The following is a 24,144-nucleotide window of genomic DNA, read 5'->3' on the forward strand; positions in this document are numbered from 1 at the left end:
GAAAGAATGAATAAGTGCGAGCATCGTTCTTAACCTTTGACCGCCCCCGCAGTCAGACCGCGGACGAAGTATTTTCCTGCAAATACATACACGATAAGCGTTGGTAAAGCGGCGATGACGGCAGCGGCCATGTCCACGTTGTATTCCTTACCACCAAAGCTGGTATTAACTAGATTATTCAAGGCAACGGTCACAGGCTGTGATTCAAAGCCAGAGAAGGCCACACCGAATAAGAAGTCGTTCCAGATTTGGGTAAATTGCCAAATCACGGTGACAACGATAATGGGTGTGGAAACCGGTAAAATAATACGATAGAAAATGGTGAAGAAGCCGGCACCATCCAAGCGTGCCGCTTTGATCAATTCCCCTGGAATCGATTGGTAGAAGTTACGGAAGAACAGTGTTGTGAAGGCCACACCGTACACCACGTGAACAAACACCAATCCCGTGGTGGAGCTGGCGATGCCAAGCCAACCTAATGTGCGTGCCATTGGTAAAAGCACCACTTGGAAAGGGATAAAACACCCTAATAGCAAGGCCGCAAAAAATAAGTTGCTACCACGGAAGCGCCATAGTGAAATGACGTAGCCGTTGATGGCACCAAGAATCGTCGATATAGCCACTGCGGGGATAACGATTTTAAAGGAGTTCATGAAATAGGGTGAAATCCCATGACAGCTGCTGCCAGTACAGGCACTTGACCAAGCTTTTTCCCAGGAATCGAAGTGGATATAACTGGGCAAAGACAATAGGGTGCCATTACGCACTTCTTCGGCGTCTTTCATGGAGGTAATCAACATGACGACCAGTGGCATCAAATAGAAGCCTGCCACCAGAATTAATGTTGCGTACAAGGCAATGCGTAGGGCTTTATCTACGCCAGACGTCTTACGACCAACGACATTATTTTTCACTGCGCTCACCTCGTAATTCAGAGTACAAATAAGGAACGAGAATCGCCAAAATACACCCTAGCATGACCATGGCAGAGGCAGAGCCCATACCAATTTGGCTGCGCGAGAAGGTATAGGTGTACATAAAGTTTGCCGGCAAGTCGGATGCATAGCCAGGCCCACCATTAGTTAACGCTTGTACTAGGTCGAAACTCTTGATTGCGATGTGCGCAAGGATGACTAGGGCGCTGAAAAATACTGGTTTAAGCGACGGTAAAATAATACGGCGATAGGTGGTAAAAGTGCTGGCACCATCCAGATGAGCGGCTTTGATAAGGTCGCCGTCGACGCCACGAAGGCCAGCTAAAAATAACGCCATTACAAAGCCAGAGGCTTGCCAGACCGCAGCGATGACCAAACAGTAAACCACCATGTGTGGGTTGATGAGCCAATCGAATTTAAAATTGACAAAGCCCATATCGATCATCAGCTTTTGGATACCGTTGGTTGGGTTTAATAGCCATTTCCAAGCGGTACCTGTGACGATAAAAGAGATCGCCATAGGGTAAAGATAAATGGTACGGATCACGCCTTCAGCGCGAATTTTCTGATCGAGAAAAATGGCTAGCATCACGCCTAAAAACAAACAGATCAGAATAAATAAGCTGCCGAATATGCCTAGGTTAGTGAGGGCGACCATCCAGCGGTCATTGTTAAACAGACGCTCGTATTGTTCCCAGCCGACAAATTTATAAGACGGCAACATACGAGAGTTGGTAAAAGAGAGCACGGCCGTCCAGATCATGTAGCCATAGATGCAGACAATGGCGATGACCATGGTGGGGGCCAGTACGATTTTCGGCATCCAGTCGGTAAGACTGAAGCCTGAAGGGCGAGCTGACTTAGACCCAGAGTGGGGAGTGTTAGTATTCATAATTAATACGTCACGACAAAGGAAGAAACAAAGAGGCTAACCTAGGGGGTTAGCCTCACGAGCAGTCAATTACATGCTGGCAGCTTTAACCGAGCGTGCTAGCTTGTCTGCCGCTTGTTTTGGTGTCATTGAATCGCTGTTGAAGAAGTTGGTGATGACATCAAACATCGCGCCTTGGATCATGGAGTTCACTGCCATGCCGTGGGCCATACTTGGGACGAGATCACCTGTTGCTGAGGCCGCGTTGAAAGCGTCCATAGAGGAATCAGCACAAGCATCAAACTTGTCACGAGGCATGCCTAAACGAACTGGAATAGAGCCTTTTTTCAAGTTAAAGACTTCTTGGAATTTTGGTTCCATGACCAAACGAGCCAAGTCACGCTGTGCTTTTTGAGTATCTTTACCACTGACTTTAAACATGGCGAGTGAGTCGATGTTAAAGGTAAATTGACCACTTGTGCCCGGTGCAGGAAGACAGACGTAGTCGATGCCTGGTCGTTTGCCCGCCGCGGTGAATTCACCTTTCGCCCAGTCTCCCATGATTTGCATGGCCGCTTTGCCATTAATGACCATAGAAGTGGCGACGTTCCAGTCACGACCTGAGAAGCCAGGATCGACGTATTGACGCATTTTTTTGAATTTCGTTAAGGCGTCAACCATTTTGGGGCCTTTCAGGGCATCGTCTTTTAGATCAACGAACGCTGCTTTGTAGAAGTCGGTGCCTTCTGATAGGGCAATGGCTTCAAATAGTGTGGCGTCTTGCCATGCTTGGCCACCATGAGCCAGTGGAATGTAGCCTGCTTTTTTGATTTTGTCTGCTGCAACAAAGAATTGATCCCAAGTGGTTGGGATGGAGGCGCCTGCTTTACGGAAGACCTCAGGGTTGGCCCAAAGCCAGTTAACACGGTGAACGTTAACCGGTACGGCAACGTAATGGCCGTCGTATTTCATGATTTTGCTGACGACAGGTGGCAGAAGTTGATCCCAATGACCGGCTTTAGCCACGTCATCGATGTTTTCTAGGAAGCCTAGATCCCCCCATTCTTGAATAGTGGGGCCTTTGATCTGTGCGGCAGAAGGTGGGTTACCAGCAATAGCGCGAGATTTTAACACCGTCATGGCCGATTCACCGCCACCGCCCGCTACGGCAAAGTCTTTCCATGTATCGCCTTGCTCTTTCATCTCTTGTTTCAATACATCGATAGCGGCTGCTTCGCCACCGGATGTCCACCAATGTAGTACTTCTACTTGGCCAGCTTGGCTGGTGGTAGCAGCAAGAGAAAGTGCAACTGCGGTTAGGCCTAAAGCAATTTTCTTCATGATAATTAACCTTTGTTATTGTTATGGTGCCCGAACAGTTTGCTCGGTAAGTTGTCTTTATTATATGTCGTTGAGAGTACAGAGATGTCAGACGGATCGTTTCTATACTAACTCGAGTTGCAATTTAGCAAAGCTTGACAAGCTAAGTGGTAAAATAGAGCAACCTAATGTAACAAAGTCTTGCATAAGGTGATTTGCATTTGTCCATTGTGTGCACTTTGTTGGCAAAGATTTATATGTTAGAAAGGATAAGTGTTTTTGGAATCGTCTGTCCTTTCGCCACGATGAGCTTCGGAGATTGTCCGATTGTTGAACGGAAGGTCTGTCGTACTGTATTTTTCTCGCGCCTGACTATACTGAAAAAGGAAAGGAGTAGTGGCTAGAGGATTGGTACGACGAGTCTCTTAGAGGCTGCTCTATGGTGGATATTGGCTGTCTTTTGGAGTATGGATTGTTATATGGAACAGACGTTATATAGGATGGAGCATGCTTCTCCCCTTTGGTGGCCTCACATGCAATTGTTCAGTGGGGTTATTTTGTGTCTTTTTTGCGTGTTTGCTTCATTTTGTTTCTTTTGCATCGCGAAACAACAAGCGACAACAGCTCGGTTGAGTTGTTTGGCGTTGTCTGTTTGTTTATTCGCTCAAGCGTGTCTTTCTTTTCTTGGCGCTGTTGTTTCTGATTCCATCTCAATGACGGTTTATCTAGTCTTGAACTGTGTGTTTGTCATCGCGGGTTTGGCGGCATTGTATTTTTACCGCTCAGTGTTGAGTTCGGTCTTTTTTGGTAGCCCAGATAAAGCCGATTTTGAGCCGCAAGGCGACCAGCCCACACCCGAATTAGAAGCGACTCAAAAAGAGCTGGAACAGGAAATTGAAGCCGCTAACCGAATGCGCCAACGCATGCAGAGTATTTTTGAGTCGGCGCCTAATGGCATGTTGGTGGTGCGTAAGGATGGCTCCATCGCTCAAGCCAATACCTTAGCAGAAAGTATTTTTCGTTACCCTGAGGGGGGCATGGTGGGTTTATCAGTGGAAGAGCTGGTTCCAAAAGAGCATCGTCCTCAACATTATGGGGATCGAAATAATTATGTGAAAGCCCCTACCAAGAGAATGATGGGGGATCGTAAGGATCTTTATGGTGTTTGTTTGGATGGTCATAAGGTGCCTGTGGAAATTGGTTTAAACCCGATTGAAGGCAGTTTTGACCAAGAAATTGTGGCAACGATTGTGGATATTAGTGAACGCAAAAAATATCAGCGTTTTATCGAAAGCCGTAATAATGAACTCGAAAACTCGAACCGAGAATTACAAGAATTTGCTTTTATTGCTTCCCATGATTTACGGGAACCGTTGCGTAAAATCATTGCGTTTTCTCGATTATTACAAGGGGAAGATTACGGTACGTTCACAGCAGAGGGAAAAGAATATTCTGGATACGTAGTGGATGCGGCGGAACGCATGCGAACCTTATTGGACAGTTTGTTGTCTTATAGCCGAGTGACGTCAATGGCGAACTCTTTTGAGAAGACAGATTTAAACGCTTTGATTGAGGATGTCTGTGCGGATTTGCAATTGACCGTGGAAGAAAATCAAGCTGAGATCACGGTGTTGCCTTTGATGAGTATCGAAGTGGATGCCAGTCAGATGCGTCAAGTGATGCAAAATCTGATAGGGAATGCCATTAAATATCGTCAAACGAATCAGGCGCCTAAGATTGTGATTAGCGGGGAGCAGCAAGAAAGTAAGTATCTTTTGACGATTCAAGACAATGGCATTGGTTTTGAAAGTGAATATGCAGAGCAGATATTCGAAGTTTTTAAGCGTTTGCATGGGCGAGATCAATATCCAGGCACCGGGATGGGCTTGGCCATCTGTCGTAAAATTATTATCCGTCATCAGGGGCGGATTTGGGCAGATTCAGTAAAAGGTGAAGGAAGTACTTTTTATATTGAATTGCCTTTAATAAGGCAGGAAGAGCAACTCAATGAATGATTGCATTATTATGGTCGATGATGACCCAGAAGACGTTGTTTTAGTGAAAACCGCATTAAAACGTATAGGTTTACCCGTTTCGTTTTTATCCTTTCCAAGTGGCGAATTGTTGCTAGACTTTATAGTGTCCCAAACACCGTATTCTCATCATGAATCGGTTGATGAGCAGACGAATTATTTGGTGCTACTTGATCTGAATATGCCCAAAATGGATGGGCGTTTGTGTTTGTCAAAACTTAGGAAGACTCAGTCCTTTAGCCAGTTGCCTGTGGTGATTTTTTCGACATCAGATGCCCATGAAGATGTTAAGAAAAGTTATGAAATGGGTGCGAATTCATATATTTATAAGCCAGATAATATAAGAGAGCTAGAGAAAATTATGAATTCTATATATCACTTTTGGTTGTTTAAAAAACATTGATGGCTTCAAATCGGGGAATAATCTCATGAAACGACAAGTCTTGAAGTTATTGGTAATTGAAGACGACCCGCAAGATTTTATTTTGTTAAAAGAGTGCTTAAATAAAAGCCAACGGTCTTCCTATGAGATTACTCATACTCAGCAGTTTGATGAAGCCATTGATTTATTATTAACTCAACAGTATGACCTTGTTTTATTAGATTATTTTTTAGGCGGACATACTGGCATCGATTTATTGAAGCACACCAAAAAAGTTGGCCTAGACACTCCGGTGATTGTGATGACGGGGCATTCGAATATTGAGTTGGATGATGCTCTGATGCAGCAGGGAGCGGCGGACTTCATACCTAAAGACGAAATCAGCGCAGGTTTACTAGAACGAAGCATTCGTCATGCCGTAGAACGTAAGCAAGTAGAGCGACAGATTGCAGAGATGCTTAAGCGGGATCCCTTAACTGGGCTGGGGAGCCGGATTCTGTTTGAAGAGCATATTAAACTGGTGATTGCTAAAGCAGAAAGAAATAAGAGTCAGTTTGCGGTGATTTTCATCGATTTGGATCGTTTTAATGAGGTGAATAATACCCTTGGTCATCATATTGGTGACTTGCTCCTGACGCTGGTGGGCTATCGATTATTAAGTGTGGTGCACAACAATGATGTTGTAGCGCGTATTGGTGGTGACGAATTTACGCTGTTACTCGAAAATATACAGGATGATGACAGTGTTATAATCGCTGTGGAAAAAGTGTTGAGTGAGGTGATGCAACCGGCGATGTTAGGCACGGTCAGTTTGGATGTGTCGGCCAGTGTGGGTGTTGCCATGTATCCAAAACACGGCTCGGATGGTACCACGCTGATGCAAAAAGCCGATATGGCCTTGTATGAATGTAAAAAAAATCCTTTCGAGCGATACGCTTTTTACACTGACGAGCTGCAGCTGAAATTAAAACAGGCGATTACTCTGGAGAAGGAGATTCGGTTAGGCATTCAAAACAATGAATTTGAACTGTACTATCAACCCCAATTAGACCTTAGAACAGGTAAGTTATTGGGGGTTGAGGCTTTGATTCGTTGGCCGCAAGCGGATGGCTCCATGCGCATGCCAAATGAGTTTATTCCTGCTGCCAATAAAATGGGGTTGATTGTACCCCTTGGAGAGTGGGTGATCGATCACGTTTGTCAGCAATTGCATTTGTGGTTGAGTCATGATGCTTGCCCCGTGATTGCGCTGAATGTCTCCCCAAGACAGCTTAAGTCGCCGAGTTTTAAAAGCTATCTTTTGGATGCGGTGAAACGCTACAACTTACCACCAGACATGCTGGAAATAGAGCTTACTGAAGACGCATTTATTGACATCAGTGCGGTCAATATGAGTTTGCTAGAAGACATTCGTCAAGCGGGGATTCGCATTTCTATTGACGATTTTGGTACGGGTTATTCTTCAATGCGCTATCTAAAGGCCATGCCCATTAATAGTATTAAAATTGATCGAGGGTTTGTTTCTGGTGGTCATGGAAAGGATTTGTCGGATCCCACCATTACGCAAGCGATTATTTTTCTGTCTAAGGGGTTGTCACTAGAGGTGATCGCCGAAGGGATTGAGACTCAAGAGCAATTGGATGCGCTTGTGGGCTATGGCTGTACAATCGGTCAAGGCTTTTTCCTTCATCGGCCTATGTGTGCTCAAGAATTGAATCGTCTGTTTTTTTAGTGCCTCGGCAGCCAAACGATGGCTTCCAACCCCTTTGTCTCTCTATTAATTAATGTCACCTCGCCACCGTGAGCACGGGCAATATTGCGAGCAATGCTTAAGCCTAATCCCATGCCGCCAGGGTGGCTATTAGCATCAGAGGTAAGGCGTGTATAGGGTTGAAAGACTTTATCAATTTTTTCAATAGGGATGCCTGGACCTTGGTCGCAAATACGAATGGTTAAACCTTCCTCGCTGTCTTCAAGGATAATCTGCGCCACCTTGCCATAGTACAACGCATTATCGATCAGATTTCCTAAACAGCGTTTGATGGCCAATGGCTTTCCTATATAAGGTGATGCCAGTTCGCCGCTGATGGTGACCTTGGTTTCTCTGCTGTTGACTGAGCTTTGTATGTCCCTCAGTATTCTGAGAATGTTGATCTCTACGCGGTTTTCGTGAATATCGGTTTCTTTCACACTCTGTAAGGCGCCCTTGACCAGCATGTCTAAATCTTCAAGATCACGGATCATGGCGTCACGGGTGTCGTCTTCGTCCAGCATTTCTGCCCGTAAACGTAAACGTGTAATAGGGGTTTTTAAATCGTGAGAAATGGAGGCAAATAAGCGCTCCCTATCATTTAAATAACGCTGGATGCGTGCTTGCATGTCGTTGAAGGCATGGGCGGTGTTACGCACTTCGATACTGCCCACTTCGTCTATCGGTTTGGCGTCCCCTTGCCCAAAGCGCTCTGCCGCTCGCGCCAGTATGGCTAATGGGCGTGTCAATCGTCTGAGAATTAATAAGCTTAAAATGAGGACGGTGATCACGGAAATGGCCATGGAAAACAGTCGTTCAGGGCTGAGAACTGAGCCGCCTTCTAAAAAGTAAGGCGCAGGCATGAGCGTGGCGAGATAAAGCCAGTTTTTCCCTTTATTGATCGGAATTTGGATGACAATGATCGGTGGCGTCAGTGGTTTTATTAATAAACTGTGGGCTCCCCAATGATCGGGTAAATCGGTCAATAGGGTGTGATTGTTAATAACATGCAGGTCCGTTGGACTGGAAAAGGCAATCTTGGCATTGCGAATGCCCAGTTGATTAATAAGGGTTTCTTGTATTTGGTTTTTGACAATGTCTTTTAAGGTGGTGTCGGGTAACGCGTTAATGCGGATTTCTTCATGATTGAGGGTAACAAAAAAACGTGTGCCGCCCATGGATTGCAGTTGATCGATCACGATATGGCGATAAGCCTGTGGTAACGAGGTAAAGTAACTGACGGTGGCGGCAATACGAAAGGCCATGTGTTTGGCCACTTCCGTTATGTTCTTTTGGGTATCTGACTCTACCTGTTTTAGCCAAATGGTTGAGCTAATAAACTGGGCGCTGGCGACTCCTAATGCCATGATGATTAAGATTTGCCCCGTGAGTGATTGGGACCAGCGTTTCAGGCGAGCTTTAATCATTAGCATCCGATAAGGCCATGCTGGAAAGAGTACTGGACTCACTGTCTGTGCTGAGGACGTTTGCGGTCAGAATGTAACCCTGACCTCGCACGGTTTTGATTAATTGCGGGTGACGAGCGTCTTCTCTTAAGCGTTGGCGCAAACGGCTAACATGTACATCGATAAAACGATCCAATGGGGCGCTTTCTCGGCCTCGGGTATTTTCGGCGATTTGTTCGCGGGTCAGCACTTCACCAGGGTGGGCTAAAAAGAGCATTAGCAAATTGTAATCCGCTCCAGATAAGGATTCCTTTTCGCCCTGAAAAGACAGCTCTCTGGAAAGGGTATCTAAGGTAAAGGATGCGAAATGGTAGTAGCGCTGGGCAACGTTCTCTTGTTCCATGACGTCAACGTGTTCCATGCGCCGCAAAATGGCTTTGATGCGGGCTAGCAGTTCTCGTGGATTGAAGGGCTTGGCAAGGTAATCGTCGGCTCCCATTTCGAGCCCGATAATGCGATCCATTTCATCTGAGTTAGCGGTGAGCATAATCACGGGAACATGGGACAGTGCTCTGAGCGATCGACAGACGGAAAAGCCGTCTTGGCCCGGGAGCATAATATCTAGTACAACCAGATCCACATGGCTATGCTGATGAAAGTCTGCCAGAAAGGCTTCACCTGATTCGGCGGTAAACACTTGAAACTGTTGTTTTTCGAGGTACGTTTTTAACAAGGTACGAATGGCGTCATCGTCATCAACAACATAAATGGATTTGGTGTTTGTCATGGTGACTCTCAAGAATAGTGAAAAATAAACAGCAATGTTTCAGTCTAGCAAGAAAGGCTGAGGGAACCAATTAGCGAAATTAGCGGATTTCGTACAGATAATTAAATAAATTAAATTGATTTAATAGGGGCTCGCCGTCATACTTTCTCGCCAGTGCGGTGGTCATGGGGTGTTACATCATGGCGATTGATTGCAAAATATAGCTACCCGTGATGCATTGGCATGACAAAACGGTGGTGGTAATAGACACAGAGCATTTCTGATTAAAGAGAGAATAATAAGATGACAACAAAAGTAATGGCCTTTGGCGAAGCCCTTATCGATTTCCTTTCCAACGGTGCGACCCAATCGGGTGAGCTGGAATCTTTTACCAAGTACCCAGGTGGCGCTCCGGCGAATGTTGCGGTAGCGGTCGCTCGTTTAGGCGGGAATAGCCATTTTGCAGGTCAAGTAGGCGACGATGCTTTTGGTCATTTTTTGAAAGACTCTTTAGACAGTTATGGTGTGAATACCAGTAGTATGTTGATGACGAAAGAGGCTAAAACCGCACTGGCGTTTGTGAGTTTGGATCAGTCTGGTGAGCGCAGTTTTGAGTTTTATCGCCACCCTTCTGCGGATATTTTATTTCGTGAAGACAACTTTGATGCGGCGTGGTTTGCCGGTAAAGGTGTGTTTCACACTTGCTCCAATACGTTAACGGAAGACGCGATTACACAAGCAACGCTTGCGGGTGTCCGTATGGCCCGAGAGGCGAATTGGATCGTCAGTATTGATGTGAACCTGCGCATCAATCTATGGCAAGATCATAAAGTGAACACTCAGCGCGTTATTGACTGGATGCAAAGTGGCGATGTGGTGAAGGCCAGCCTCGAAGAGCTGGCTGTCTTGGCGTCAGACCCCTTGGCATTGATTGATGAGTCCCTTACGGCTGGCGTGTCGCTGTTTGTGTTGACCGATGGGGGAAATCCCATTCGCTATTTTACGAAAGCTTATGGACAAGGGGAGATCATCACTCCTAAGGTGGATGTAAAGGACACCACGGCGGCCGGTGATGCGTTTGTTGGTGGCTTGCTTTATCAACTGTCCCAACAATGTGCAGATCGTTCCAGCCTGACGGGATTAAGCCAAGAGGCTCTATTGGATATTATCCGTTTTGCGGCGGCGTGTGGTGCAGATTCTGTCACCAAACTGGGGGCTTATCCCTCACTACCTTCTTTTGAAGAGGCACAAGCTCGTTTGGCAATGTTCTCTTAAAAAAAGAAGAAAAAACGACTCTTTAGGCCATTGGGTTAAACGATTTAGAAAAACGCGGCATGCCGCGTTTTTTTATGCCAATTTGTCAATAAATGTGCAAGATTAGAGTGATGGCGGTTGTCTTTATTTGTTTGATTTTCATACAAAAAGTATTGTTTTTTTGATGAAATAGTGAGTTTTCAGCTTAAATTCATATAAATGTTTTAAAAATAAGCCTCTGGACTTTTTTCGGCGTGAACTTGTGATTAAGACAATATTAAGCAAGTAGAGCGCTTGAATCTGGGTTCTTTATTGTGAATAATCAAATATCTTCTTAATCCTTATAGAAGATCGTTTTTAATACAGCATAGACTTACGATAATAAAAACAAAGGCCTGCATTAGGAAGCGTCCGAGCATGCCTGTAAGGAGTCCACATGAAAAAATCGCTTTTAGCAGCAGCGCTTGCGTTGTCCTTCTCTGCCCATTCTGTTTTCGCCCAAGACCTCATTATTCCGCCCGGAAAAGATCCCCGTTTTAACTGGGCTAGTTACGATGCTCTGAAATCAGAACATCTACAGGGTAAAAAAATTACCGTATTTGGCCCTTGGACAGGGGATGAAAAAACCAAATTCGAAAACGTTATTGCCTATTTTGAGGCGGCGACAGGGGCTGATGTTGTATATGATGGCTCTGACTCGTTTGAGCAGCAGATTGTGATTGATACGCAAGGCGGCAGCGCACCGAATGTTTCCATCTTTCCCCAGCCTGGATTGGCCGCAGACTTAGCCGCTAAGGGGTATTTGACACCGCTTAGTGAAAAAGCCAAAGAAGGGGTGTTAAAGGATTACGCAGCAGGTAAATCTTGGGTGAAATTAGCCACCTTCAAAGGCCCAGATCATAAGGATCATTTTTATGGCGTGTTCTATCGCGTGGATTTGAAATCACTGGTCTGGTATTCCCCCGATAATTTTGCGGACGCAGGCTATCAGGTTCCTAAAACTATGGAACAGCTAAAAGCACTCACTAAGCAAATTGTTGCCGATGGTGGTACGCCTTGGTGTATCGGTTTGGGCTCCGGCGCAGCTACAGGCTGGCCAGCAACCGATTGGGTGGAAGATTTATTATTGAGAATGCAGCCACCTTCCGTTTATGACGGTTGGATAACCAATAAAGTGAAATTTAATGATCCACGTATCGTTGATGCGATTAAAGAGTTTGGCTGGTTTGCCCGAAATAATAAGTTTGTCTATGGCGGTACCTCGGCGGTCGGAACGACTGATTTCCGAGATAGTCCCAAAGGATTATTTACCTCTCCACCACAATGTTACATGGTAAAACAAGCGTCGTTTGTGACGGCCTTTTTTCCAAAAGACGTGAAAGTTGGAGTGGATGCTGACTTCTTCTACTTCCCACCATTTGCCTCTAAAAAAGACCTTGGTCGACCTGTTGAAGGGGCGGGTACTTTAGCCACCATTACTAATAATTCGAAAGGCGCACACGATTTCGTGAACTTCTTACGTTCACCGATTGCCCAAGAAATCTGGATGGCTCAGGGTGGCTTCTTATCGGCAGATTTGAAGGCAAACCCAGCTGTCTATTCTAATAATACCGAGCGCCGTGAAGGGAAAATTTTGTTGGATGCAACCACTTTCCGTTTTGATGCGTCGGATTTGATGCCAGGACGAATTGGTGCAGGGGCTTTCTGGACAGGTATGGTCAATTACGTCAATGGCGAATCCGCTAAAGACGTTGCCAATGATATACAGAAAACTTGGGATGCATTGAAAAAGAACTGATCTATCGATGATTAGCATAAAGCGTGTCGACCTCTTTTGAGGCGACACGTTTTAATGATGACGTCGAAAGGCTCGCTTCGAATTTCCTGTGATTGTTGGAGATCTTATGGAACAGCTCGCTTCCGCATTAGTGTACATGGTAATAGGCGTATCAGTATGTGCCTTTTATTTTTACGGTTCTAACTTTTTGTTGGATAAACTCTTTCCGACCAAAAACCGCGCTGTTGATATTGTTGCACGGAATCTGCGAATCACGACTCGTATTCGGCCTTGGTTGTTTTTGGGCCCTGCGATTGTTTTTTTAACGTTTTACCTGTTTTACCCCGTTGTCGACTCGATCATTTTGTCCTTCTATGGTCGTGCAGGCAAAGAGTTTGTAGGGTTATCGAATTATTCTTGGCTGTTTGGCAACGACGAGTTTTTAGAGTCGTTCCGTAACAACATGATGTGGCTCGTGGTGGTGCCAACATCGGCTACCTTTTTAGGGTTAGTGATTGCGTCGATGACCGATCGGATTTGGTGGGGAAATATTGCGAAGACATTGATTTTTATGCCAATGGCTATTTCATTTGTTGGCGCGTCGGTGATTTGGAAATTTATCTACGATTATCAAAGTGCTGGCAATACACAAATTGGTTTGCTTAATGCCATCGTGGTGTTTTTTGGTGGAGAGCCACAAAACTGGATTTCTATGCCATTCTGGAACAACTTCTTTTTAATGGTAATTTTGATCTGGATACAAACGGGCTTTGCTATGGTGATTTTGTCTGCTGCCCTGCGAGGTATCCCTGATGAGACGATCGAAGCTGCCGTTTTAGATGGCGCTAACGGGATACAAATTTTCTTTAAAATTATGGTGCCACAAATTTGGGGAACCATCGCCGTTGTCTGGACGACCATTACGATTTTAGTACTCAAGGTGTTTGATATCGTTCTGACCATGACCAACGGACAATGGGACACGCAAGTGCTTGCGAATCAAATGTTCACTTGGATGTTCCGCGGGGGTGGTGACTTTGGCCGTGGTGCCGTGATTGCCCTGGTGATTATGGTACTGGTGACTCCTATTATGGTATGGAACATCCGTCGAGCCAATCAAGAAATGGAGGGGCATTAATATGATACGTTCATCAAAACGTTCACCTCTGATTTACTTGACGCATGCCACTGTGCTGTTTCTAGTGATTCTTTGGACCATCCCGACGGCTGGGTTATTTATCTCCTCATTGCGTGATAAAGATCAATTGGCAGTGTCTGGCTGGTGGACCGCATTATCAGCTTCTACTCATATGGTTGTAGACCGGGCTGAGCCACCATCGAGCCAAGTGCAAGAGGGTGATCATTTTGTTATTAAAGGCAATATTTTGCATGGGCAATCTGGCAAGATTTCAAAGTTTGGCTATAGCTCTTTGCATCCACAAGCCTATAAAGCGGGTGAAGTGGTATCGATTCGCAATGGTCAAACCATGCAAGTCATGTCCAATGGGGATTATGTGTTGTCGTCACCGACCAAGTGGCTCGGACGAAATGGCAAACGTATTTTCTACACGGCGGAAATGCCACCACACTTTACTTTAAGTAATTACAAAGAGGTGTTGGGGGCCGATGGGTTAGGGCAATCGTTTATCAACTCCCTGACGGTTACCATTCCTGCCACGGTGATTCCTATTTTGATCGCGGCGTTTGCGGCCTATGCCTTGGCTTGGATGCGCTTTCCTGGACGGGCTATTTTAGTCGCCTGTGTGGTCGGTTTGTTGGTTGTGCCGTTGCAAATGTCATTGATTCCTTTGCTAAAAAGTTATAACTGGATTGGGGATCTGTTTGGGGTGAGTTCGAAAACCTATGTGGGGATATGGCTGGCTCACACGGGCTTTGGTTTGCCTTTGGCGATTTACCTGCTGCGCAATTACATTGTGGGGTTGCCTCGAGAGATCATCGAATCTGCTCGGGTGGATGGTGCGTCGGACTTTGATATTTTTAGGAAAATTATTTTGCCTTTGTCCTTTCCTGCCCTCGCGTCTTTTGCCATTTTCCAGTTTTTATGGGTATGGAATGACTTGTTGGTGGCGATGGTTTTCCTTGGTACCAGTCCTGATCACATTGTGTTAACGGCTCAATTGCGGCAGTTAATGGGGTCTCTAGGAGGGGATTGGGGCATTCTTACCGCCTCTGCATTCGTTACCATTATTATTCCGTTATGTGTGTTCTTTGGGCTACAGCGTTTCTTAGTACGAGGGCTGCTAGCAGGGTCGGTGAAATAACCAAGACGCACAACCTAATAACAATAAGCGAGCGGGTGAGTTGAGTGTACTCCTCACCCAAGTTTCGAATTCTAATTGAGGCAAGTATTCATGGCTGATGTAAAGTTAACCCATGTGAAAAAGATCTACTCCAACAAGGTTGAAGTGCTTCACGATATTAATCTGGACATTAAACAAGGCGAGTTTATCGTCTTTGTTGGCCCATCTGGCTGTGGTAAATCCACCTTATTAAGGATGATTTCTGGTTTAGAGGATATTTCTGGTGGCACGCTAGAAATTGATGGCAAGGTGATGAATGATGTTCCGCCTGCGCTACGTGGTATTGCGATGGTCTTCCAGAGTTATGCTTTGTATCCACATATGTCTGTCTACGATAATATGGCGTTCAGTTTGCAGATCGCCAAAGCAAGTAAAGCGGACATTGATAAACAGGTGCGAAAAGCTGCGGAAATGTTGCAATTGACCCCTTATTTAGATCGATTGCCAAAAGCCTTGTCCGGTGGGCAAAGACAGCGTGTGGCGATTGGTCGAGCCATTGTTCGGAGTCCACAGGTATTTTTGTTTGACGAACCTTTGTCGAACTTGGATGCGGCTCTACGTGTGGCGACACGTATGGAAATTGCCAATTTGAAAGACAATATGCCTGACTCAACCATGATTTATGTGACTCATGATCAGGTTGAGGCGATGACCTTGGCAGATCGTATTGTTTTATTATCTGGTGGGAACATTGAGCAAGTTGGTTCACCACTGGAGTTGTATGAACATCCTGCCAATGTGTTTGTCGCGAGATTTATTGGTTCTCCATCCATGAATATTGTGCCATGCCGTATTGAAAAAACTGGCGAATCCACCCGTGTGTCTCTGTCTTCTTCTGAAGTCGTAGAGGTTCCCATTGTGACCGAAGCGAGTGAGCAGACCAAAGAGGCTTTCTTTGGTATTCGACCAGAAGATTTAAGGGTGGTCGATAGCAAAGAGCAAGGCTTTATTTCTGGAGAGGTCGCCTTTGTTGAATCGCTGGGTGAGGCAACCCTGCTGCATTTGCAAGTGAAAGGGTGCAAGGAAATGGTCATTGCCAAGCAGCCTGGTACCTTAATTTCCCAGCGTGGTGATTTAATTCATTTGGCGGCTGCGCCTGACAAAATGCATCTATTCAATGATAAAGAGCAATCCTACGCACGTTTAGGCTAGTTCTAGGCTCGTTGCCTCAGCGGAACCTGTTTTTAGGACGGGAGGCTGAGGGAGAAGCATGACAGACAACTTTATATGGTACGGAGAGAGGACATGACTCGGAATTTGAATTGGTGGAAAGGCGGCATTATTTACCAAATTTATCCACGTAGTTTTATGGATGCCAATGGCGATGGTATTGGCGATTTGGTTGGTATCACCAGCAAATTGGATTATGTGGCATCTCTTGGTGTGGATGCGATTTGGTTATCGCCTATTTTTACGTCGCCAATGAAAGATTTTGGCTACGATGTGTCTGATTATTGCGATATAGATCCGATGTTCGGCTCGCTAGCCGATTTTAAAGCTTTGGTGGATCGCGCCCATGAATTAAATCTGAAAGTGATGATTGATCAGGTGATCAGTCATTCATCAGACCAACATCCTTGGTTTGAGGAAAGTCGTCAGGATAAAACCAATCCAAAAGCGGATTGGTATGTTTGGGCTGATCCAAAGCCTGATGGTTCCCCACCAAACAACTGGCTATCGATTTTTGGGGGAAGTGCATGGAAATGGGACAGCCGACGTTTGCAATATTATTTGCATAACTTTTTGGAGTCTCAGCCTGATATGAACTTCCATAACCCGGAGGTACGTAAAGCGCATTTGGATTGCATGCGTTTTTGGCTGGAGCTTGGGGTCGATGGTTTCCGCTTGGATACGGTTAACTTCTATTTCCACAGTCAAGGGTTGGAAGATAATCCGCCTGTGCCAGCGGGCGAACCAAAAACCATGGGGGCGCCAGAAGATAACCCATACACTTACCAGCGTCATGTTTATGATTTAAGTCGCCCTGAGAATCTGGATTTCTTAAAAGACTTGCGCGCCTTGATGGATGAATTTCCTGGCTCGACAACGGTTGGGGAAATCGGTGATGACTTTCCTCTAAAACGGATGGCCGAATATACGTCAGGCGGTGATAAACTGCATATGGCATATACATTTGATTTGTTGAATAAGCCTCATTCACCGGATTATATTCGGGGTGTATTGAGCAATATGCAAAACATTGTAGGAGATGGTTGGCCATGTTGGGCTTTATCCAATCACGATGTGGTGCGCTCTTGTACACGTTGGGGGGCAAATGAAGATCAAAAAGCTTATCCTTTAATTGCCATGGCGTTGATTTTATCTCTACGGGGGAGTGTGTGTTTGTATCAAGGGGAAGAACTTGGCTTACCGGAAGCGGAAGTCCCTTTTGAACGCATTCAGGATCCATATGGCATTCCTCTATGGCCTGTTTTTAAAGGACGTGATGGTTGCCGCACACCAATGGTATGGGAGAACACTAACCAAGGTGGTTTTTCGACCGTTGAGCCTTGGTTACCAGTGGAAGAGCGCCATCTTCCGTTAAGTGTGGCGGAGCAAGAAGCGGATCCAGATTCCTTGTTACATAAGGTGCGTCAGTTGATTCATTGGCGTCAAAAGCAGCCCACGTTGATCAATGGCGAGCTTGAGTTGGCGGATCTCAAAAATGATCATTTGATTGCCCTGATTCGTGAATACGAGGGACAACGTGTTTTGGTGGTGTTGAATATGACGGGACAGGCCCAGATGGGTGAGTTATCTGTGGCAGTCAAGCAGACTCTGGAAGGTCATGGTTTTGTTTCCTCGTTAGAGGGGAATACGTTAATCTTGCCAGCGTATCAAGCGTATTACGCTGTGGTATCTCAGTAAGATAAGGGGTAAATGTTAAATAACAATAATAAAATAAGACCTTTGCGTGCCTTACCTCTTTACTGTGTAGCGCCGTCTTTTTTATCTGAAGGACGGCGAATGGGAGGTGATGAGCCGGGGTATTAACCGGTTGTGCATTACGATAGGCCAGTGTCTTGAGAGTGTTGTATGAAAAAACAATTAAAAAAATTAACGCTAAAGGATGTGGCAAAGGCGCTAAACGTCTCGACTGCCACGATTTCTAATGCCTTTAATCGCCCTGATCAGTTATCAGCCAAGCTTCGCGATAGTATTCTCGAAGCCTGCGAGAAAATGGGGTATTTTGGCCCTAATGCGGCGGCGCGTAGTTTACGAACGGGGCGTACTGGGATTGTTGGTATCGTATTGTCGGACTATTTAAGTTATAGCTTAACAGATCCCGTGGCGAATCAATTTTTGCAAGGCATGGCCGAAGTGTTTCAGGATAATGACTACAATATGTTGTTATTATCTGTGCATGATCACGAACCTCAAGATGCACAAAGTCGTATGCAATCGTCTATGGTAGACGGCTTCGTCGTGTATGGTCATAGACCTCAGCAATGCAGTAATGCGCCTTGGTTAATGCCCAACAAAAACATTATTACCGTGGATAGCTTTATTCCAGGCACCACCTCGGTCAATGTTGAAAACTATAAGGGGGCTTACGAGATTGCCGTTCATGCCCTCTCTCATCGTCCTAAGAGTGTCGCCATTCTTGGTTTGAGCTTATTAGATACGAATCGTGTCTGTCGTGCACAAGAGGATGAGCTATTTGATGTGTCCGCATCGATTTCGATTCAACGTTTACGTGGTTATTTTGATGCCCTCGATGAGCATGGTTTAAACGTGCCTTATGAGCGCATATGGAATATTCCGCAAAATACCCACAAGATGGCTTATCAAGCGGCGCGCGAAGCATTGACAATGGCGGACCGTCCTCAGCTACTCTTATGCATGAGTGATCGTATTGCCATTGCGGCGGTACAGGCGGCGTTGCAAATGGGTTTAAGAGTACCAGAAGATCTTCAGGTTGTTGGCTTCGATGGTATTTCCGAAAGTGAGAACTTTCATCCTTCGATTACCACTGTGCATCAGCAAACCGTGGAGAAAGGGCGAATTGCTGCACAAGTCTTTTTGGGGCTCAGAGAAACCAAAGATGTGGTGTTGGAAACGGAGTTGATTATCCGTGAAAGTTGCCCAAAAACCTTGGCTCGCTCGTTATCCGCATAGATGTTATGTTTCATCGCGTCCTTGTCGAGAGTGAGTCTTAACAAGGACGTATGGCGACTAAAGCCAATACTTTGAGATCGGGTCGTTCGTTGCGTCCATGTGATAGGCGATCTGCGCTTGTAACAGTTCCGCAGAGGATAAGGCATCCGTTAATGCATGGTGCGCCTTGTAGCGAGGCAAATGGTAATATTGGCGACAAGCGTCTAAACGTAATGACGGCTTTTTCCCCAGAATCTGTTTCCACCAGGGGAGTTTTGTATGATAACGGCGCTCGATATCCATGGTATCTAGGACAGGGAAATACAGCGGGAAACCGTATATTTTGAGAGCGGCTTCCAACAAAAACTGTCGTTCGATGGCGACACAATGGACCACCACCACTTTGTTGCTAAGGGTCTCAAGTATGTTTTCGAAAATATGATGAAGCGGGGGCGCTTCTTCTAATTCTGTATGCGTAATTTCGTGAATGGTCACTGACTCTGGATTAAGGGAGCATTCTGGTTTTGCCATCCAGTAGCCCGAGCCATTACAGCGAATAATACGATGATCCATTGGCACACTGCCCACACTAATAATCTCATCCGTATGCGAGTCTAAACCGGTTGTTTCTAGGTCCAAAGCCAGCATAGGCACGTCTTTTAAGGGTGTATCCATGGGAATGGTGCCAGCTTCATAGTAACGTTTGAGAGGCCCTTCTGGTGCCTCTTTAGCCCAGTCCCGAAACATGGCTTGCCAATCTTGAGGGAGGGTCGTCTCCGGCTTCGTTTTCATGAATTGCATTAATTGTTTGGGCATTTAACTGCGTTTCCCTGCATAACGGAATTTAATGAACTCTTGTTGACGAGAGACAATGTGAAACGCATCCCGTAAGTGGCGCTTCTCAAAGGAAGATAAACGCTCCGGGTTCACATGATTGGTGGGCTCTTCGCCATTTTCGATCTGATCTTTTTGGCTACTAATCCGCACCATACCGATCATTTCGAGGGCTAAGGCGAGGTCTTTTGCTCGTCCATCGGGCAAGAGTTTGGCGGCTTCTATGTCGGCAATACGCTCAATTGTATTGAGTTTATCACTGCCACAGGCGAGGGCATGCACTCGAACAATGTCGATAATGGGCGCTATACCTCGCTCCTTTAGGTTAAAAGTACGTGATTGTTTACCTTCACCATCGAGGACAAACTGACGGAAAAAACCTAAAGGGGGTTTACGCTGATTGGCGTTACGTGCCATATAAGACAGGAAGCCTGAATTATTCTTCGCTTCTTGACGAATGTGTTTATTGAGTTCATTGGCTAATAGTTTGTCGCCATAGATACCACGTAGGTCGAAAAAAATGGACAAGTGTAATAAGGCCTCGGCTTTGGGCTCTTGAATCCACTCACTAAAGTAGTTTTTCCAGACACTTAATGGTTGCCGCCAAAGCGTATTCGATGCCATGACATCGCCTGTACACAGAGGGTAGCCACATTGATCCAAGCCTTGGCAGACCCAGTGGCTTAATTGCTCAAAATATTGGCCGTGTTTTTCCGGGTCGTAGCGATTACTTAAAATGATGGCATTGTCTTGGTCGGTCTTAATGGTTTGTTCTTCCCGCGCTTGGGATCCTAGGGCAATAAAGCAATAGGGGACAGGTGGTTTGCCAAACTGCTCTTCACCCAGTTGCAGTAAGCGTTTAACAAACGCCGTACCAATGTGGGACATCGCATTACCAATCATCTGGGTATTGGCGTCGGCCACGACCAACTGAGTAAAGGTATGCGTCATTTTGCGACTGATGGCTTTTAATCCGTCAACGTCAGTTTGTTTTAAAATGTCACTGATTAAATAGATACTGCCGTGGCTTTCTTTTTGGATAATATCCCCTGTACTGAGTACGCCAATGGTTTTGTGGTCCTTGACGATGGGGATATGATGAATGTTTAACTCCATCATTTTTAATACGGCTTCAGCCGCATAATCGCCACTGTCCATAACAGTTGGATTTTTGGTCATGATGGCTTTGATCGGTGTGTCGTAGGCTAGCCCTTCGGCAACGGCGCGGGTGCGTAAGTCGCGATCGGTGACAATGCCCACTAGTTGCTCGTTTTCCATGATCAATAAACTAGAGACGCGATGCTCCGTCATCATTTGCGCGGCTTGACGTATGCTTTCTCCCACATCGATGCCAATTGGATCCCGGCGCAGTAAGCTTTTGATTGGACAGGTCATTAAGGACACATCGGAGGTTTGGGAGTTCATCGCCGCTTTCAGTCGAGTCTCTCTATCGAGCTCGAAAAAGTCGGAGAAGGTATCGCTTTCTTCATACAACTTTAGGAACCAGCGAGCTGGGATGCGATAAAACAGACTATCTTCTATGGCGCGCATAGATTGGGAGGATTTCCCACCCCGCAGCAGGGAGCCATAACCGAACAGCTCCCCTTCATTCATACGTCGAATTAACTTACCGTTTTTATTGAGCACTTCCACCGCGCCACTTCGAATAAAGAAGAGCGTGTTATTTAAGGTGCCTCTTTCAATAATCCATTCCCCAGTACGTACGTACTGTATCTCGACCTCTTTGACCATGTCCTTAAGGCTAGGATCATCGGCAATTTCGTTAAACGGAGCATGTTGGCAAAGCGCTTCGACTATTTCCGTTAATTCGACGTCCATAAGTGGTTCCTTTTTATTTGATTAAGCGTTAAAGCATAGGCGATATTATGGTCAGCAAGCCCATTATAATAAATAATAAGCAGGCCAATCGACGGGTTAGAACGGGGTTGATACGCTCCATAATCCAATTGCCAGCAAATACAACTGGTACATTCGCAAGCATCATGCCAATGGTTGAGCCGATTAATACCGGAAGTACTGAGCCATAATGTGCGGCCAATATGACGGTGGCGATTTGAGTTTTATCACCAATTTCTGCGAGAAAGAAGAGTGCAAAGGTGGCCACAAAAGCACCGTATTTCAGCAAGCCTCCCTCTTCACTGTCGTCTTTGTCAGGCACTAATAGCCAGAGACCCACCGCGATAAAACTTAACCCTATTACCCAATTGACCCACTCGCCAGGGATCCAGTTGGCAACTTCCACTCCAAACCATGCCGACAGGGCGTGATTGAATATGGTTGAGAATAACATACCAAGAATGATCGCGGTTTTAGACGGAAATCGTGCGGCAAGAAACAAGGCAAGTAGTTGTGTTTTGTCGCCCATTTCAGCAAGAGCAACGGTTGATATTGAAGTCAGTATGGCTTCCATTATGCAAATCCTAGGTGGGCGACAAACGAAAGACAACAACCTGTGCCCACCTGAGCCAAGTTACTGTCTTAAGTCTCATCAATTCGAACGAAGATGTTCAAACTTCTTTGCCATGAGCATGAGGCTCAATTATGTTGACAAAGAATCTTTGCACAATGGCAAAGCCGATTACTCCCCTAAGAGGCTTCGTATTCTAAAAGACTTAGGCGAGAAAAACAATTCACAAAAAAATAGGAGCGGTTAATACCACTCCTATTGATTCAGTGAACTAGATATAGTGACTTTTCTAGGCCTGCTTGTACAACACAAGATCGCCTTTTAGTCCCTTCAGCAAGCCAATACACATAATGAGTAGAAGCAAGGTAAAAGGAAGGCCTGTGGTAATCGCAGCGGCTTGAATGGCAGAGAGTGCATCTTTACCACCACCGACTAGTAAGGCAATCGCTATAACACCTTCTAACACTGCCCAGAAGACACGTTGTACCAATGGTGCATCGGTTTTACCGCCAGCGGTAATACCATCGATAACCAATGATCCTGAGTCGGAAGACGTTACGAAGAAAACCAAGACAAGAATAATACCAATGAACGATGTAATAGAAGTCAGAGGTAGGTTCTGTAACATCTGAAACATGGCTAGGGAGACACTTGTCAAACCGCCCGCTAAGGCACCTACGCCTTCTTTAATTTGTGCAATAGCGGAACCACCGAAGGTTGCCATCCACACCATGGAAACAAGGGTTGGAACAAGCAGTACGGCCGTTAAGAATTGGCGAACGGTGCGTCCACGGGAAACACGCGCGATAAACATTCCAACAAATGGAGACCAAGAAATCCACCAAGCCCAGTAGAACACAGTCCAACCATGGTAGAAAGTTTGGTCAGTACGATCAATCCAGTTACTTAATGGGATGATGTTTTCCATGTAACTGACGAAAATGGTTCCGATGGAGCCAAAGATCGCGCCAGTATTGCCTACCACGATAATGAATATGGCAAAGACGGCAGCAAGCAGCATGTTGATGTTACTGAGTAGCTTAACTCCGCCTTCAAGACCCCTTGCCACAGAGAAGATGGCAACACTGGTGACACCACAGATAACAACAATTTGGGTAGTCAGTGTATCAGGGATATTAAATAGAAAGTTCAAACCACTGGAGGCTTGTTGAGCACCTAAGCCAAGGGAGGTAGCCAAACCAAATATGGTGGCAATCACCGCAAGAACATCAATGCCGTGGCCAAGTGATCCCCAAACACGCTCACCTAAAAGAGGGTAAAAAGCTGAACGAATGGTAAGAGGTAAACCTTTATTGTAGGCAAAGAAAGCAAGTGATAGAGCAACAACAGCGTAAATGGCCCATGGATGAAGACCCCAATGGAACATGGTTGCCCCAAGGGCGAGATGAGCTGCAGCTGGTGTATTTGGCGCGACGTTTAGAGGTGTGCCATACCAATCGGTATAATAGCCAACAGGCTCTGCCACACTCCAAAACATCAAACCAATCCCCATACCTGCGGCGAATAGCATAGAAAACCAGGTAATGGTGGAATGCTCAGGTTTGGCGTTTATGCCACCTAAACGTATTTTACCCAAAGGAGATAAGATTAAACCAAGACAAAACAGAACAAAAACATTGCCTGCAATCATGAAAAACCAGTCAAAGTTAGCAATAGACCAACCTTTTGCGCCCAGCAAAACAGACTTTGCTTCCTCAGGGAATATGATAGTTCCAATGATAAAGGCGAGGATGATCAGTGCACTGGTACTAAAGACCGGATTAAGGATATCCATCCCTAAAAAACGAATATTGTCTTGCCCCACTTTGTAGGACGTATTGTATTCCAGCCGGCCATTGTCCGGCACATTCTTACTCATAAAATTCTCCCGAATTAAATTGACACGTCGAACTTGCTTAAACGAACACACTAGCTTTTTTTATGTTTAACATTCTAATGTTAGACAAAT

General features: G+C 45.6%; 19 protein-coding genes and 1 riboswitch. Of the genes, 10 read left to right on the forward strand and 9 right to left on the reverse strand.

Going from position 1 to position 24,144, the window contains the following annotated elements:
* Positions 1–29: 29 nt before the first annotated feature.
* The 3 genes from JHD45_RS17035 to JHD45_RS17045 form a co-directional block, all read right to left on the reverse strand.
* Positions 30–914: a carbohydrate ABC transporter permease gene (locus JHD45_RS17035; RefSeq protein WP_067011548.1), complete on the reverse strand. Its 885-nt coding sequence runs from the start codon at positions 912–914 to the stop codon at positions 30–32.
* Positions 904–1,827 carry a carbohydrate ABC transporter permease gene (locus JHD45_RS17040; protein WP_199477702.1) on the reverse strand — a complete coding sequence of 308 codons (924 nt, stop codon included), beginning with the start codon at positions 1,825–1,827 and terminating at the stop codon, positions 904–906. Before JHD45_RS17040 ends, JHD45_RS17035 begins: the two co-directional genes overlap by 11 nt.
* 69 nt (positions 1,828–1,896) lie before the next feature.
* Complete coding sequence (locus JHD45_RS17045) at positions 1,897–3,147, reverse strand: ABC transporter substrate-binding protein (RefSeq protein WP_199477703.1); 1,251 nt, start codon at positions 3,145–3,147, stop codon at positions 1,897–1,899.
* Between the two features lie 512 nt (positions 3,148–3,659).
* Here JHD45_RS17045 and JHD45_RS17050 point away from each other — a divergent pair.
* Genes JHD45_RS17050 through JHD45_RS17060 form a run of 3 tightly spaced genes read left to right on the forward strand, consistent with a single transcriptional unit; the run spans position 3,660 to position 7,273 of the window.
* Complete coding sequence (locus tag JHD45_RS17050; RefSeq protein ID WP_233407897.1) at positions 3,660–5,141, forward strand: sensor histidine kinase; 1,482 nt, start codon at positions 3,660–3,662, stop codon at positions 5,139–5,141.
* Entirely contained in the window at positions 5,134–5,562 is a 429-nt protein-coding gene (locus tag JHD45_RS17055; protein ID WP_199477705.1) for a response regulator, read from the forward strand. Before JHD45_RS17050 ends, JHD45_RS17055 begins: the two co-directional genes overlap by 8 nt.
* A 25-nt stretch (positions 5,563–5,587) precedes the next feature.
* A complete protein-coding gene (locus tag JHD45_RS17060; RefSeq protein ID WP_199477706.1) occupies positions 5,588–7,273 on the forward strand; it encodes an EAL domain-containing protein in 1,686 nt (561 codons plus the stop codon).
* Here the strand turns inward: JHD45_RS17060 and JHD45_RS17065 are convergent.
* A complete protein-coding gene (locus JHD45_RS17065; protein WP_325097333.1) occupies positions 7,270–8,718 on the reverse strand; it encodes an ATP-binding protein in 1,449 nt (482 codons plus the stop codon). The genes JHD45_RS17060 and JHD45_RS17065 overlap by 4 nt on opposite strands.
* The gene (locus tag JHD45_RS17070) at positions 8,711–9,484 is read right to left on the reverse strand and encodes a response regulator (RefSeq protein ID WP_199477708.1); all 774 of its coding nucleotides are present in this window, start codon (positions 9,482–9,484) and stop codon (positions 8,711–8,713) included. Before JHD45_RS17070 ends, JHD45_RS17065 begins: the two co-directional genes overlap by 8 nt.
* A gap of 282 nt (positions 9,485–9,766) precedes the next feature.
* On the opposite strand from JHD45_RS17070, the gene JHD45_RS17075 reads away from it, so the two are divergent.
* The 7 genes from JHD45_RS17075 (at position 9,767) to JHD45_RS17105 (ending at position 18,934) form a co-directional block, all read left to right on the forward strand.
* Positions 9,767–10,738: a carbohydrate kinase family protein gene (locus JHD45_RS17075; protein WP_199477709.1), complete on the forward strand. Its 972-nt coding sequence runs from the start codon at positions 9,767–9,769 to the stop codon at positions 10,736–10,738.
* A 415-nt stretch (positions 10,739–11,153) separates the two neighbouring features.
* Positions 11,154–12,515, forward strand: coding sequence for an ABC transporter substrate-binding protein (locus JHD45_RS17080; RefSeq protein WP_199477710.1), 1,362 nt, complete (start codon positions 11,154–11,156; stop codon positions 12,513–12,515).
* A gap of 106 nt (positions 12,516–12,621) precedes the next feature.
* A complete protein-coding gene (locus JHD45_RS17085; protein ID WP_199477711.1) occupies positions 12,622–13,632 on the forward strand; it encodes a carbohydrate ABC transporter permease in 1,011 nt (336 codons plus the stop codon).
* Position 13,633: 1 nt separating this feature from the next.
* Positions 13,634–14,776, forward strand: coding sequence for a carbohydrate ABC transporter permease (locus JHD45_RS17090; protein WP_199477712.1), 1,143 nt, complete (start codon positions 13,634–13,636; stop codon positions 14,774–14,776).
* Positions 14,777–14,866: 90 nt separating this feature from the next.
* On the forward strand, positions 14,867–15,967 hold the full coding sequence (locus JHD45_RS17095; protein WP_199477713.1) for an ABC transporter ATP-binding protein: 1,101 nt from the start codon (positions 14,867–14,869) through the stop codon (positions 15,965–15,967).
* 93 nt (positions 15,968–16,060) lie between these two features.
* Positions 16,061–17,683, forward strand: a complete 1,623-nt coding sequence (locus JHD45_RS17100) for an alpha-glucosidase family protein (protein ID WP_199477714.1) — start codon at positions 16,061–16,063, stop codon at positions 17,681–17,683.
* A 168-nt stretch (positions 17,684–17,851) separates the two neighbouring features.
* On the forward strand, positions 17,852–18,934 hold the full coding sequence (locus tag JHD45_RS17105) for a LacI family DNA-binding transcriptional regulator (protein ID WP_199477715.1): 1,083 nt from the start codon (positions 17,852–17,854) through the stop codon (positions 18,932–18,934).
* Between the two features lie 57 nt (positions 18,935–18,991).
* Here JHD45_RS17105 and JHD45_RS17110 read toward each other — a convergent pair whose 3' ends face one another.
* The 4 genes from JHD45_RS17110 to JHD45_RS17125 form a co-directional block, all read right to left on the reverse strand.
* Positions 18,992–19,729, reverse strand: coding sequence for a 3'-5' exonuclease (locus JHD45_RS17110; RefSeq protein WP_233407898.1), 738 nt, complete (start codon positions 19,727–19,729; stop codon positions 18,992–18,994).
* Positions 19,730–21,586, reverse strand: a complete 1,857-nt coding sequence (locus JHD45_RS17115; RefSeq protein ID WP_199477716.1) for a DUF294 nucleotidyltransferase-like domain-containing protein — start codon at positions 21,584–21,586, stop codon at positions 19,730–19,732.
* A gap of 28 nt (positions 21,587–21,614) precedes the next feature.
* Complete coding sequence (locus JHD45_RS17120) at positions 21,615–22,178, reverse strand: TMEM165/GDT1 family protein (RefSeq protein WP_199477717.1); 564 nt, start codon at positions 22,176–22,178, stop codon at positions 21,615–21,617.
* Between the two features lie 81 nt (positions 22,179–22,259).
* Positions 22,260–22,367: riboswitch (yybP-ykoY riboswitch) on the reverse strand.
* 97 nt (positions 22,368–22,464) lie between these two features.
* A complete protein-coding gene (locus JHD45_RS17125; protein ID WP_199477718.1) occupies positions 22,465–24,054 on the reverse strand; it encodes a BCCT family transporter in 1,590 nt (529 codons plus the stop codon).
* Positions 24,055–24,144: the final 90 nt, after the last annotated feature.

Origin of the sequence: Marinomonas spartinae (genome assembly GCF_016461715.1) — a bacterium.
Classification (GTDB): Bacteria; Pseudomonadota; Gammaproteobacteria; order Pseudomonadales; family Marinomonadaceae; genus Marinomonas; species Marinomonas spartinae_A.